This is a genomic window from Curtobacterium sp. YR515 (assembly GCF_900113095.1).
Classification (GTDB): domain Bacteria; phylum Actinomycetota; class Actinomycetes; order Actinomycetales; family Microbacteriaceae; genus Curtobacterium.
Window position 1 is genome coordinate 19,787 of sequence record NZ_FOOD01000005.1, and the last position, 12,977, is coordinate 32,763.

The 12,977-nt window shown below is 72.7% G+C and carries 15 protein-coding genes; all 15 read right to left on the reverse strand.

Translation table 11 applies throughout. From position 1 onward, the window contains the following. Positions 1–3: 3 nt before the first annotated feature. Positions 4–1,614, reverse strand: coding sequence for a flagellar hook-length control protein FliK (locus tag BM028_RS18305; protein WP_139219832.1), 1,611 nt, complete (start codon positions 1,612–1,614; stop codon positions 4–6). Further along, positions 1,611–2,321, reverse strand: a complete 711-nt coding sequence (locus tag BM028_RS14335) for a C40 family peptidase (RefSeq protein WP_092387380.1) — start codon at positions 2,319–2,321, stop codon at positions 1,611–1,613. Before BM028_RS14335 ends, BM028_RS18305 begins: the two co-directional genes overlap by 4 nt. Next, positions 2,318–2,749, reverse strand: coding sequence for a hypothetical protein (locus tag BM028_RS14340; RefSeq protein ID WP_071295367.1), 432 nt, complete (start codon positions 2,747–2,749; stop codon positions 2,318–2,320). The genes BM028_RS14335 and BM028_RS14340 overlap by 4 nt, the downstream gene beginning before the upstream one ends. After that, a complete protein-coding gene (locus tag BM028_RS14345) occupies positions 2,749–4,101 on the reverse strand; it encodes a FliI/YscN family ATPase (protein WP_092387382.1) in 1,353 nt (450 codons plus the stop codon). Before BM028_RS14345 ends, BM028_RS14340 begins: the two co-directional genes overlap by 1 nt. Next, positions 4,098–4,733: a FliH/SctL family protein gene (locus BM028_RS14350; RefSeq protein ID WP_139219833.1), complete on the reverse strand. Its 636-nt coding sequence runs from the start codon at positions 4,731–4,733 to the stop codon at positions 4,098–4,100. Before BM028_RS14350 ends, BM028_RS14345 begins: the two co-directional genes overlap by 4 nt. Then, positions 4,726–5,775, reverse strand: a complete 1,050-nt coding sequence (fliG, locus tag BM028_RS14355) for a flagellar motor switch protein FliG (protein WP_083295340.1) — start codon at positions 5,773–5,775, stop codon at positions 4,726–4,728. The genes BM028_RS14350 and fliG overlap by 8 nt, the downstream gene beginning before the upstream one ends. Then, complete coding sequence (gene fliF, locus BM028_RS14360; RefSeq protein WP_092387386.1) at positions 5,772–7,442, reverse strand: flagellar basal-body MS-ring/collar protein FliF; 1,671 nt, start codon at positions 7,440–7,442, stop codon at positions 5,772–5,774. Before fliF ends, fliG begins: the two co-directional genes overlap by 4 nt. After that, the gene (gene fliE / locus BM028_RS14365; RefSeq protein WP_083403303.1) at positions 7,442–7,795 is read right to left on the reverse strand and encodes a flagellar hook-basal body complex protein FliE; all 354 of its coding nucleotides are present in this window, start codon (positions 7,793–7,795) and stop codon (positions 7,442–7,444) included. The genes fliF and fliE overlap by 1 nt, the downstream gene beginning before the upstream one ends. Continuing rightward, positions 7,795–8,190 (reverse strand): flagellar basal body rod protein FlgC, encoded by a 396-nt coding sequence (locus tag BM028_RS14370; protein ID WP_070418832.1) that lies wholly within the window; start codon positions 8,188–8,190, stop codon positions 7,795–7,797. The genes fliE and BM028_RS14370 overlap by 1 nt, the downstream gene beginning before the upstream one ends. Beyond that, on the reverse strand, positions 8,187–8,531 hold the full coding sequence (locus BM028_RS14375; protein ID WP_070418831.1) for a flagellar basal body rod protein FlgB: 345 nt from the start codon (positions 8,529–8,531) through the stop codon (positions 8,187–8,189). The genes BM028_RS14370 and BM028_RS14375 overlap by 4 nt, the downstream gene beginning before the upstream one ends. Positions 8,532–8,873: 342 nt before the next feature. Continuing rightward, the gene (locus BM028_RS14380) at positions 8,874–9,161 is read right to left on the reverse strand and encodes a hypothetical protein (protein ID WP_092387388.1); all 288 of its coding nucleotides are present in this window, start codon (positions 9,159–9,161) and stop codon (positions 8,874–8,876) included. Further along, positions 9,151–9,627 carry a flagellar export chaperone FliS gene (gene fliS, locus BM028_RS14385; RefSeq protein WP_092387390.1) on the reverse strand — a complete coding sequence of 159 codons (477 nt, stop codon included), beginning with the start codon at positions 9,625–9,627 and terminating at the stop codon, positions 9,151–9,153. Before fliS ends, BM028_RS14380 begins: the two co-directional genes overlap by 11 nt. Before the next feature lie 11 nt (positions 9,628–9,638). Beyond that, entirely contained in the window at positions 9,639–11,036 is a 1,398-nt protein-coding gene (fliD, locus tag BM028_RS14390; protein WP_092387392.1) for a flagellar filament capping protein FliD, read from the reverse strand. Positions 11,037–11,126: 90 nt separating this feature from the next. Continuing rightward, complete coding sequence (locus BM028_RS14395) at positions 11,127–11,966, reverse strand: flagellin N-terminal helical domain-containing protein (RefSeq protein WP_070418828.1); 840 nt, start codon at positions 11,964–11,966, stop codon at positions 11,127–11,129. A 129-nt stretch (positions 11,967–12,095) separates the two neighbouring features. Then, on the reverse strand, positions 12,096–12,947 hold the full coding sequence (locus BM028_RS14400; RefSeq protein ID WP_229086786.1) for a sigma-70 family RNA polymerase sigma factor: 852 nt from the start codon (positions 12,945–12,947) through the stop codon (positions 12,096–12,098). Positions 12,948–12,977: the final 30 nt, after the last annotated feature.

The window sequence follows — 12,977 nt, forward strand, 5'->3', positions numbered from 1 at the left end:
CGCTCAGGCGAGGACGTCGAGTCCGACGGTGCGGACGGTGGGCGTGTGGGCGGTGTCGGGTGCGCGCGGGGTGTGCCGCGCCTCCTGGCCGGTGTCGACGCGTGGACCCGTCTGGGCGGGCCGTTCGTCGTGCCCGGAGCGGGTGTCCGGGTGGTTCTGCGAGGACAGGTCGAGCGTGGTCGACAGTCCGGAGCCGGCGGCGTCGCGGCGGAGGTCCGGCATGACCTGCCGGACCGCGTCGCGCCCCGCGTCGGAGGCGGCGAAGAGCTCGACGTGCATCCCGTGCGCGGTGACGTGCGCGCGGACGGTGACCGGGCCGAGCGTGTCCGGCGTCACCTGGACGGTGACGACGTGCTCCCCCGGGCCGGCCTGTGCGAGCGTGAACACCGGTCGGGCCAGCTGCTGCGCGAGCGGGGCCGGGGCGTTCGCGGTGGCTGCGCCGGACGTCGGCGTGGCCGGCGCGGCGGGCGCCGTCGGCGAGGTGGTCGGGACCGCGACGGCGCTCTCGCCGCCGCGGGGCGTGGTGACGGCCTGGAGGCGCGGATCGCCCTGGTCGGGCGCGCCGCTGTCCGCCTCGCGGCCGGTCTGGGCACTGCTGCCCGGTGCTCCGGCGGCCGGGGTGGTGGCCGTTGCCGTGGCCGTGGCCGTGGTGACGACGGGCTGCCCGGCGTCGGCGGGGCCGGTACCGGTCGTGGCGGCCCGGGCGCCCTGAGCGTTCTGGCTGCCCTGGGCGCTCTGGGTGACCGGCGTGCTCGCTGGTGCCGGAGCCGTCGGTGCGGCCGTTGCCCCCGGGACGGCGGACGGCTGCGTCGCTGCCGTCCGGTCGAATTCGTGCGGGGACACCGCCGGGAGGGCCGGGCCAGGCGCGCCGAGCGGGGCGGCCGGGGTCGTCGCCGCGGCAGCTGTCGTTCCGGCGGCGGTCGTCGCTGGGGTGCCGCCGAGCGACCCGGCCGCGGGGGTCGCGGCAGCGGTCGCCGCGGTCGGGTGCGCGGTGCTCACGGCGTCGGCGTGCGGCGTCGAGCCGGCGGGGTCGGGCGTCGGGGTCGCCCCGCTGCCCGGCACGGGTGCGTCGAGCGACGCCACGGACGAGCTGGCTGCTGCGGGAGTCGCGAGCGGCTGGGCGGCGGCGGTCGGCGCGGCGGGGACCGGCCCGACCATGGCATCGACGATCGACGCCGTGTCGACGGTCGGCGCCGTCCCCGTGGCGGCGGGACCGGCGGCGGTGCCGTCGCTGGAGGTGCCGTCGGCGGAGGTGTCATCGGCGGAGCGTGCCGCGGTGGGACGGGTCCCACCGTCCGTCGTGCCGTCCGTCGTCGTCGCGTCCGTCGCCGAGCGGCGGTCCCGTCCTGCTGCCGAGGCCGTGGGCGGCGCATCGCGGTCCGTTCCGGGCGCCGGGGTGCGGCGGTCGTGGGACGGCCCCGTCGGCGTGCGGCGCTCCCGGGCGTCGGCAGCCGAGGCAGCGGACGTGGAGGACCCGGTGGCCGCGGCCGAACCCGCGTTCCCCGCGGCGGCCATCGCGGCGCCGAACGAGTCCGCGGACGCCGGCGCACCCGACGAGGACGCGGCCCGCGCCGGTGCCGGGGCGGCAGCGGACGTGGTGATGGTCAGGCTCATGCTGCGCTCCCCGCGTTCATGAGGGACAGCAGCGCCGCCGTCTGCAGGTCCGTCGCACCCGAGGCCGCGGTCGCCGCCGTCGTGGCGGACGCCTGCGCGGGCACGATGCGTCGGATCGTGGCGATGTCCGAGTCCTTGTACCAGTTGTCGACGATCCGGACGTCCTTGCCCGGTCGCGGCGCGTGCAGGACCTTGCCGTCGCCGACGTATATGACGACGTGCCCCTCGCCCTTCGGGATGATGAGGTCGCCGGGCTGCGCGTCCTTGAGGGACCCCACCTCGACGCCCATCTTCGCCTGGTCCGGCACGACCCGGGGCATGGTCACCCCGAGGTCCTTGAACACCGTCTGCACCAGCCCCGAGCAGTCCATGCCGCTCGTGGTGGTGCCGCCGAAGACGTACGGCACGCCGAGGTACTTCTTCGCGTCCGCGACGACGTCGGCACCCGTGGCACCGCTGCCCGTCGCGAGCGTCCCGGCCCCGGCGTCGACGGACGTGGCGGCCGCGGGCGTCACGGCCGAGGTCGTGCCGGTACCGGTCGCGCCGGTCCCGCTCCCGGTCGCGGTCGCCAGGGCGTCGGCGAACGCGGTCGACGTGGCGGCGCCCGACGCGGCCGAGGTGGCCGCCGTCGCGGTGGTCCCGCTGCGCAGGGCATCGATCTGGGTCCGGATCTCGGAGATCCGGGAGAGCACGGCGTCCACGCTCATCGGGCACCACCTTCCGCGCGGCTGCGTGCCGCGATCTCGTCGAGGGCGTTCTGTTCGGTGCGGAGGTCCTCGGCGGCCTGCTGCTCGTCGTGCTGGACCTCGAGCTTCTCGAGCCCGAGGGCGGACCGGCGGGCCGCGTTGTAGTCGTCCTGTGCCCGGTCGGCGTCGGCGCGGCGGGTCCGGGCGACGGCGTCGAGCTCCTCGAGCATCCCGCGGGTGGCGGCACGCGCCGCGGCGACCGCGCTGAGGGTCGCGGCGTCCTGGATCGGCTGCGACCCCTCGGTGTCGGCGAGGTTCCGACGTGCCGCGATCCGGGCGTCGGCGGCGTCGCGCACCCGCTCGTTGGCGGTCGCGAGGGCGGCGGCGGCACGGTCCTGTTCGGCGTGCCGGAGCCGGAGGAGCCCGGCGAGCGGGAACCGGCGGGCCATCAGGCACCACCCCCGGTGCCGAGCGTGCTGACGAGTGCGTCGAGGGAGCGCCACGACGCAGCCGCGGTCGCACGCTCGTCCATGCCCTGCCGCAGGAAGCCGTCGATCGCGTCCTGGTGGTCGACGGCGGCGTCCACGAGCGGGTTCGTCCCGCGCTGGTACGCCCCGACGTCGAGCAGGTCCTGCGCCGCCCTGCGCGCGGCCATGACCTTCCGCAGGGCCGTCGCCGCACCGCGCTGCCCGGGCGTGGTGACCTTCGAGGCCACGCGCGACACCGAGCCGAGCGCGTCGACGGACGGGAAGTGCCCGGTGATCGCCAGCTTCCGGTCGAGGACGACGTGCCCGTCGAGGATGCTCCGGGCGGCGTCGGCGATCGGTTCGTTGTGGTCGTCGCCGTCGACGAGGACCGTGTACAGCCCCGTGACGCTGCCGACCCGGTCGGTCCCGGCGCGTTCGAGCAGTCCGGCGAGGACGGAGAACGTCGACGGCGGGTAGCCCCGGGTGGCCGGCGGCTCCCCCACGGACAGCCCGATCTCGCGCTGCGCCATCGCGACGCGGGTGAGCGAGTCCATCATCAGCACGACGTCCTGTCCGGCGTCGCGGAAGGACTCGGCGATGCGGGTGGCGACGAACGCGGCACGCAGGCGCATGAGCGCCGGCTCGTCCGAGGTCGACACGACGACGATCGAGCGGGCGAGGCCCTCCGGACCGAGGTCGTCCTCGAGGAACTCGCGCACCTCGCGTCCGCGCTCGCCGACGAGGGCGATGACGTTGACGGCCGCGTCGCTCCCCCGGGCGATCATCGACAGCAGCGAGGACTTGCCGACGCCGGAGCCCGCGAACAGGCCCATGCGCTGCCCGCGCCCGACCGTCGTGAGGGTGTCGAGCACGCGGACGCCGAGCTGCATCGGGGTGTCGATGCGCGTCCGGGCCATGGCGTTCGGCGTCTCGTGGTCGAGCGGCACCCACGCGACCGGCTCGCCACCGGCGCCGACGAGCGGACCGCGGTCGTCGATCGGGCGTCCGAGTCCGTCGAGCACGCGTCCGAAGAGTCCCGCCCCGGTGGGCACGAGCACCGGTCGCCCGGTGGGCCGTGCGGGCGTGCCGGCGGTCACACCGGTCAGGCGCCCGAGCGGCATGCAGCGGACGCCGGTGACGTCGGTCGCGACGACCTCGACGAGGGTCTGCGGCGCACCCTCGGCACCGACGGCGACGACCTCGCCGACGTGCGCGTCGAGTCCGGCGATCGTGAGGCCGAGTCCGACCGCGCTCGTGACGACACCGACCCGCTGCGGAGCGGCCTGTCGGAGTGCCTCGTCGAGCCCACGGGGGCGGAGGAGCGTCGTGGTCACGGGGTCACCCCCAGCGCCGTGCGGGCACGGTCCAGCGCGGTGGCGATCCGCGCGTCGAGCATCCCGTCGGGCAGGTCGACGACGGCGTCCCCGTCGCGCAGCGACGGGTCGGCGACGACCGGGACCGGCAGGTCGAGTTCGGCGACGCGCGCGGCGTCCGCGACGCTCAGCCGGAGGGCCACGGCGACGGTGCGGTCGATGGACGCGAGCGCCCGCTCGACGGTCGCCTGCGCACCGGGGACGACCCGCGCCTCCCGTCCGTCATCAGCGGTGTCCGCGGTTCGGGAGGCGCGGATCGCGTACCCGACGACGGCTTCCGCCAGGTCGACGGCCGCGACCGCGACCGACTGCTCGGCCTGGTCGAGGACCGGTGCGACATGCGACAGCATCGCGTTCGTCGCGGCGTCGAGGACCGCGATGCGGCGCGCGGTGTCCGCCTGCATCGAGGCGGTGCGGGCCGCGTGCTCGGACTCGAGCCGGGCGCGCAGCGCGTCGGTCTCGGCCTGCGCCTGCCGGAGCCCCGCGGCGTACCCGGCGGCGTGCCCGCGCACGTCGGCGCTGGCGGCGCGCGCGTTCCCGGACGGGTCCCCGATGACGGGGAACGCGACGCGCTGGACCACGGACTCAGTCAACGAGCTCGTCCTCCTCGGCGCGGTGGACCGTGATGACGCCCTGCGCCTCGAGTTCGCGGACGGAGCGGACCACCTCGGCGCGGGCCTCCTCGACCTGCGAGACCCGGACCGGGCCCATGGCTTGCAGCTCGTCGTCGAGGAGCTCGCGGTTGCGCTCGGAGACGTTCGCCCGGATCGTCTCGACGACCGGCGCGGCGGCACCCTTCATGGCGGTCGCGAGGAGCTTCGAGTCGATCCCGCGCAGGACCTGCTGGATGTCGCGGGACTCGAGCTTGACGATGTCCTCGAACGTGAGCATCCGGGAGCGGATGTCCTCGGCGAGCTCGGGGTCGCGCGCCTCGAGCCCGTCGAGCACGGCCTTCTCGGTGGCGACGTCCGAGCGGTTGATGATGTCGACGAGCGGGGCGATGCCGCCGACGACCTCGACGCTCTCGCGCGGCGACACGACGGCACCGGCGCGCTGGCGGAGGACGCCGGCGACGATCCCGACGGCTTCCGGGGTCGCGCTCCCCATGGTCGCGAACGCCTGGGCGACGTCGGTGCGGGCGCGCTCGTCCACCCCGGCGAGCACGGCGCTGGCCTGGGCCGGCTTCAGGTGTGCGAGCACGAGGGCGATGGTCTGCGGGAGCTCGCCTTCGAGGAGCGTGACGACCTGGCCGGGCTCGGCGTCGTCGAGGAAGTCGAACGACTGCCCGGCGAGGTTCGAGGCCAGGCGGTCCATGACGCCGGCGGCGCGTTCGGCACCGAAGGACGCCTCGAGCAGCCCGAGCGCGGTCTCCTTGCCGCCGCGCTTCTGCGTGCGGCCGCTCAGCGTCATCCGGTGGAACTCGGTCAGGGTCTTGTCGACGACGGTGTCCTCGACGCGGCGCATCCGGACGATCTCGGCGGAGATCTCCTCGGCCTCGATCTCGGTGAACTGCTTCATCACCTCGGCGGCGCGCTCGGTCTCCATCTGCATGAGGATGAGCGCGACCTTCTGCGCACCGGTCAGCGCACGGTCGCCAGCGCCGGTCCCGCCGGCGCTCGGCACCAGGGCGCTCACACCGGTGCCCGGTCGTCGAGGAGCCCGCGGAGGAGCTCGGCCGTGCGCTTCGGGTCCCGCTCGGCGAGGGCGGAGATGTCCTGGCGACGACGCTCCGCGGTGATCTCCTCGGTGGTGAGGACCTCGGTGGGGGCGTCGTCGTGCGGGACGGTGGGCAGCGCGACGGTCGGGGCGTCCCCGGCCTGGAGGGTGCTCCGGTCCGCGGCGCCGTCGACGGCGAGCGGGAGCTGGAAGGTCTCGCCGGAGAAGGCGTCGAGCTCGCCGAGGTCGACCGCCTCGCGCTCCTGCTTCCGGCTGCGGCGGGCGAGGACGACGATGATCGCGATGAGGGCGAGCAGCGCGCCGACGACGATCCCGGCGGTGCGGATCGACGACCACAGCGCCTCCTGCTGGTCGGCCTTCTGCTGGGCCTCGAGCGCCTTCGTCGCCTTGTCGGCGGCACTGGTGTCGAAGTCCATCATCGCCACGCGGACCTGGTCGCCACGGGTCTGGTCGACACCGGCGGCCGCGGCCACGAGGTCGTTGATGCTCTGCAGGTTCGCGTTCTGCACCGCGGCCGCCTTGGAGTTCAGCGCGACCGAGATCGTCTGGCGGGAGAGCCCACCGGCCGGCAGCTGCGTGGTCTCGGTGGTGTGGTCGACGGCGTTGTTCTTCGTCGCGGACTCGTTCTTGTACCCGTCGTCGGCGCCGCTCGTGGCGGTGCCGTTCGGCACGGCGATGTTGTCCGGGCCGAGGACGCCGGTCGCCCCGGCACCGCCGGCACCGGACCCCGCGCCGTACTGCTCGGTGGTGGACGACTCGTTGAGCGCGACCGGGCCGGTCGTCGGCGTCGTGTAGGACTCCGACGTGCGGGTGCCCGAGTTCTGGTTCATCGTGGCGGACACCACGACGCTGGCGTTCCCGGTGCCGAGGGTCGTGTCGAGCAGGTCCTGGATCTTCTTGCTCGTCGAGGCGTCGTAGTCGGCCGCCTGGTCCGCCCCGCTGCCGGTCGCGCCGGTGCCGACGGCGGAGAGCGTCTGGCCCTTCGCGTCGACGACGGAGACGTCGGTCGGCTGCATGCCCTCGACGGCGGCGCTCGTCAGGTGCACGATCGCCTGGACCTGGTCGGTGCTCAGCTCGCTGCCGTTCTTCGTGGCGATGAACACCGACGCGGTCGGGTCCTTCTCCTCGGAGACGAACACGGTCTTCTCGGGGATCGCGAGCTGCACGGTGGCGGTCTGCACGCCGTCCATCGCGCCGATGGTCTTCGCGAGCTCGCCCTCCATCGCGCGCTTGTACGTGACGTCCTGCTGGAACTCGGAGCTCGTCACGCCCATCTTGTCGAGCAGCGAGTAGCCGCCCTCGTTCGAGGCGGGCAGTCCGTTCGACGCGGCCTTGAGCCGCTCCGAGTACACCGACCCCTGCGGGACGAGGATGGTGGCACCGCCGTCGGTGAGCTGGTACGGCACACCGTCTGTGGTGAGCTGGTCGGTGACGCTCGCCGCGTCGGCCGCCGCCAGTCCGGTGAACAGCGGGGCGTAGGACGCCTTGCCGAGCCAGCTCGCGAGCGCGATGCCGCCGAGCACGAGCGCGGCGATGACGAGGATCGCGATGGTCCGCTGGGCAGCGCTGAAGCCCTTGACGTAGGCGGCGAGACGACCGAAGAGGTCCTTGACGGCGACGGGCATCAGGCCTGCATCCTCATGATCTCGTTGAAGGCGTCGACGCCCTTGTTGCGGACGGCGGAGACGAGCTCGAGGGTGACCTGGGCGCGGGTGGCGGCGATGGTCGCGTCGTGGATGTCGTCGAGGTTGCCGGTGACGGCCTTGAGCGCGAGGGTCTTCGAGTCGCTCTGCAGCTGCTGGAGCCCGTCGACCGCGTTCCCGAGCGATGCGGCGAACCCGCTGCCGTCGGACGTCGCGCCAGCGGCCGCGACTCCGCTCGTCGCGCTCGTGCCGACGTCGCTGGACGTGCCGCTCAGGCTCGTCATCGCGTTCGTCATAGCGTTGGTGGTCACACCGTTCACGGCGTCGATGGGCATCAGTTCTTCCCGATCTGCAGGGCCGCCTCGTAGGCGGTCTTCGCGCGGTCGACCACGGCGGCGTTCGCCTGGTAGCCCCGCTGGGCCATGATGAGGTCCGCCATCTGCGTGCCGAGGTCGATGTCCGGCATGCGGACGTAGCCCTCCGCGTTCGCGAGCGGGTTGTCCGGGTCGTACGTGACCCGGCCGGCGGCGCTGCCGAACGCGGCGCCCTTGACGTAGGCGCCGGAGACGCCGTTGCCCTCCTGGACCTCGACGTAGCGGGCCTGGAAGGCGGAGTCGTCCATCGACTTCACCGTGTTGACGTTCGCGATGTTGTCCGACACGGCGTCGAGCCACTTGCGGTGCACCGTCATGCCGGTGCTCGCGATGCCGATCGCGTCGAACGTGGTCACGAGGTGGTCCGCATCGCCGCGCGGACACTGGTGAGCTCGGAGTTCATCGCCTGCGTGGCGAACTGGTACCGGAGCACGGTGTCGATGTTCGAGAGCGTCTCCTCGTCGAGGTTGACGTTGTTGCCGTTCGTGTTCGTCGGCTCGAGGCTCCGCGCGACGGTCGGGGTCGTGCCGCCGTCCCCGTCGACGATCGACTTCGCCAGGGCGTCCTCGAACTGGACCTTCTCGGCGTGGTAGTTCGGCGTGTTGATGTTCGCGATGTTGTTCGCGATGACCTTCTGTCGCATCGACAGGCCGTCGAGCGCACTCTGCAGTGCGACGCTCGTCACGGAATCGAACACTGGTGGACCGTCCCCTCGCTGACGACGTCCCCTGTTGACGTCGCCTGATGGCGGTGGCCGATCCGTGGCCGAACTGGTGAGCGATCCGTGCTCAGGGGGCGCTGTCGGCCGGGCCGTGGGGCGCGTTAGGGGTCGCCCCGAACGGGGGGGGGCTCACGTGTACATGCTTCGACATTCCGCCGGTCGATCGACGCGTGCTTCGTCGCACGATGCACACGCATCCGGTGCGTGTGCATGCTCCGACGTTCCGCCAGTCGATCGACGCGTGCTTCGTCGCACGATGCACACGCATCCGCGCGCCGCCGCGGCTCGTCCCGCCCGAGCCCCCGCCGGCGCCCCGCGTCAGGCCGACGCGTCGAGGTACACCGACCCGCGCGGCTCCCGCGTCGCGTCCACCGCCCGGAGCGCCCCGAGGTGGTCGAGCGTCGCCCGACGGTCCCCCTCGAGCGCAGCGATCCGGTCCCGCTGCGCGGCGAGCAGCCGGGAGGCACGCCCCACCAGCTCCCGCGGCACCGGCCCCAGCCCGGTCGGCTCGGACCACCGCACGTCGCCGCCCGCCGTCAGGTCGGCTTCGAGCGCCTCGAGCACGGCCTCCCACGCGGCACGGCGGCGATCCGCGTCAGGCGACACCGAGTGCCCCGCCGGTCGGGTGCTGCACCGTGGTCGCCGCCGGGATCGACGCGGCGGCCTCGTGCCACGACTGCCGCAGCGGCTCGAGGATCCGGATGCAGTCTCGGGTGGCCTGGACGTCCCGGTGCACGTTCGCGGTGATGAGCGACGTCGACGCGTAGTTGTAGATCGCCAGCAGTCCCTCGCCGCCGTCCCACACGTCGATCTTCAGCGTCGAGGACAGCTCGCCGACGATGGCCTGCGCGTGCAGGAGCTGCTCGCGGGCCGCGTCCCAGTCGGCGGTCGTCTGTGCGGCCTCGGCGCGGTGCAGGTCGAGGAGCAGCCGGTCGTAGAGCATCGTGACGAGCTGCGCCGGCGTCGCCGAGAGCACGGCTTCGTTCGTGTACTGGGCACGGCGCTGGTCCGTGACGGTGCGGGGCTGCGCGGCCTGTCGGAAGGCGGCGGACTGGAGGTCGAAGGCGTTCATCGGTGTTCCTGTCAGCTCGTCGTCGACGCCAGCTGGCTCGCGAGCCAGCTGGACTGGGACTGGAGCTTGCTGAGGCTGGTCTCGAGGCTCGCGTACATCGTCTGCAACGCTGCGCGACGCGAGGTGAGCCGGTCGGTCCAGCTGTCGATCTGGGTGTTGAGGTCCTTCGCGACGGCCTGCTGTCCGGTGATCGCGGTGGTGATGGACCCGTCGTACTTGTCCGAGGCCGAGGTGGCAGCGGCGCCGACGTTCGCCGCGACGCCCGAGAGCATCGCCTGCGTGCCCTCCGGATCGGTCGCGAGGGCCTTCTGGAAGACGTCCGCGTCGAAGGTGAAGTCGCCGTCCTTCGTGATCGAGATCCCGATCGACGACGGGGACTTGCCGCCCACCGGCGCGGACATCGTGCTCGCGAGCCGCTGGACGACGTCACGCGTGGTGCCGTCGCCCGAGAGCACGCCGGCCGTCGTCGTGGTGGTGCCGGTCGTCGGACTGGTCGTGCTCGTGACGGCGGTGTTCGAGCTGTAGTACGCGGCCACGGCGTTCATCGCGTCGACGAGGCCGGACGCGACGGTCTGCGCCTTCGTGGTGTCCTGCGCGACGGTCAGCGTCACCGGGTCGGTGGTGGGCTGCGTCACCGTGACGCTGACCCCGGGGACGAGATCGGTGAACGTGTTCGTCGTGCTCGTCACCGTCTGCGCCGCCGCGGTACCGGCCCACAGGGTCACGCTGGCGTCCTTCGCCTGCGTGACGACCGCGGCACCGACCTGGGTGAGGACGTTCGTCGCGGTGCCGGCGGTGACCTCGTCGGCCGTGCCGCGGTACACCTCGAACGCTCCGGCTGCCCCGGTCTTCGCCGAGGTGAGCTGCAGGCGGTAGAGCTTCGTGCCGTCGGCGTCGGTCCCGGCGGCGACCCGCGTCGCCGTGACACCGGCGCCCGACTTGTTGATCGCGGACACGGTGTCGTCGAGGGACCCGGAGGCCGGTGTGACGGTCGTCTTCGTGCCGTCGGCGCCGACGATCGTGATCGGCTCGGCCGCGGAGGACCACGTCGCCATCGCCGCGGTGACGCCGACCTGCGCCGACGCGGTGGACCCGACCGTGAAGCTCAGCGACCCGGCGCTGGCGTTCGCCCCGGTGACCGCGGTGACGCCCGGCGACGAACTCGTGGCCGTGAAGAGGTCGAGCGAGGTCGCCTTCGCCGCGTCCTTCGCCTTCGTCGCGAGGGTCTGCACGAGCCCGTTGATCGTCTGCAGTGACGAGATGAACGAGTTGGTGCTGGTGAGCTTGTTCTTGAGGAGCGTCTGCGGGACCCCCTCGACGCTCATCAGCGAGTTGATGAGGTCGGTGGTCTTGAGACCGCTGACGAGACCGTCGATCGCGAGACTGCTCGCCGATGACACGGACGACATCGATGGCTCCTGCCGCTACGAGGGGAAAGGGTGCGGGTGACGCCGCCGCCCGGGGTACCTGAACGATCCCGGACGGCGGCGTCAGCGCTGCTAGCGCAGGAGCGAGAGCACACCCTGCGTGCTCTGGTTCGCCTGCGCGAGCATCGAGGTGCCGGCCTGGCTGAGGATGTTGTCGCGCGTGTACTTGACCATCTCCTCCGCCATGTCGACGTCGGTGATGCGCGAACCGGCAGCGGTGAGGTTCTCCTTGGCCACGTTCGTCACGTTGATGGCGTGGTCGAAGCGGTTCTGGATGGCACCGATGTTCGAACGTGCCGTCGACACGCTCTTGATCTGCGCGTCGATCGTGGTGATCGCGGTCTGCGCACCGGTGGCGGTCGTGAAGTCGAGACCGGTGACGGCGGTCGCCACGGTCGAGACGTTCGCGCCCGACAGGTCGACGTCGATCTGGCTCGCCGCGTCGCCGTTGGCGCCGACCTGGAACTTCAGGACGCCTGCGGTGCCGGCGGAGCCGTCGAGCAGGTTGATGCCGTTGAAGTTGGTCGACTGGGAGATGCGGGTGAGCTCCTTGGACAGCTCGGTGACCTCGGTGGAGATCGCCGTGCGGGAGTCCGCGTTGTTCGAGTCGTTGCCGGCCTGCACGGCGAGGTCACGCATGCGCTGGAGGATCGAGTGGGTCTCGGTGAGGCCACCTTCAGCGGTCTGCACGACGGAGATGCCGTCCTGTGCGTTGCGGGCGGCGACCGTGAGGCCACCGACCTGGGACTTCAGCCCCTCGGAGATCGACAGACCGGCCGCGTCGTCGGCAGCACGGTTGATGCGGAGACCCGACGAGAGCTTCTCGAGGGACTTCGACAGGTCGTTCTGCGTCGAGTTCAGGTTCCGGTACGTGTTGAGTGCCGAGAGGTTGGTGTTGATGGACATACCCATGGTGGTTTCCTCCGTGAAATCTGGGTCGTACGTCTGCCCGTCCGTGGGCTGACAGGGGTGACTCTCGACCGGTTGGCCGGAGCCGTTAGGGAATCGGCGGAATTCGTCGTGCGACGAGACCGCCGAGGGCTAGCTCACCGCGACGACGGGTGCGGTCGTGACCGTCGTGGCGTCCTGCACGGCACGCGCCACGCCGGCTGCGGCGTTCGCGGCGACCCGTGCCAGGTACGCACTGCGGCGCGCGGCGGTGGTCTTCGAGGCCGGCTCCACGGTGACGCCGTCGTCCCCGTAGTGCGCGGCGAGTCCGTCGCGGAGCAGGCGCATCGCCTCGGAGCGCTGCTGCGACACGGCGGAGTGGGTGATCCCGAGCTCGGCGGCGACCTCGGTCACCGACCGGTCGCCGAAGTACACGTTCTCGACCACGAAGCGCATCCGCTCCGGCAGCGCCTCGACGGCGGCACGGAGGTAGCGGCGCTTCTCGGCCTCGAGCAGGTCCTCACCCGGCAGCGGCAGGTCCGCGGCGAGGGTGTCGTGCACGGTCTCGTCGATCGGCGAGACGGTGCGGGCCGCGTCGCTCATGGCGTCGGCGGCGGTCTGGCGGTCGACGCCCATCGCGTCAGCGATCTCCTGTACGCCGACGCTCCGCCCGAGCCGGGCCGACAGCGCCTCCTGCGTGGCGAGGGTCTCGCGGATCCGCTTCCGGGTGCCGCGGGACGCCCAGTCGGCGGAGCGCATGTCGTCGGCGATCGCGCCGGTGATGCGGGTGCGGGCGTACGCGCCGAAGGGGACGCCGAGGTCAGGGTCGAAGGCCTCGGCCGCGGCGACGAGGGCCAGCGACCCGACGGCGGCGAGGTCGTCACGGTCGAGGTGCGTGGCACGCGCCCGCACGTCGGCGACGATGTAGCCCACGAGCGGGAGGTGCTCCACGATCATCGCGTTGCGGTCGTTCCGGTCCATGCTGATCCCCTGGTCGCCTGACATGCCTGACCCGTCCGTGGGCGCGGCAGACGC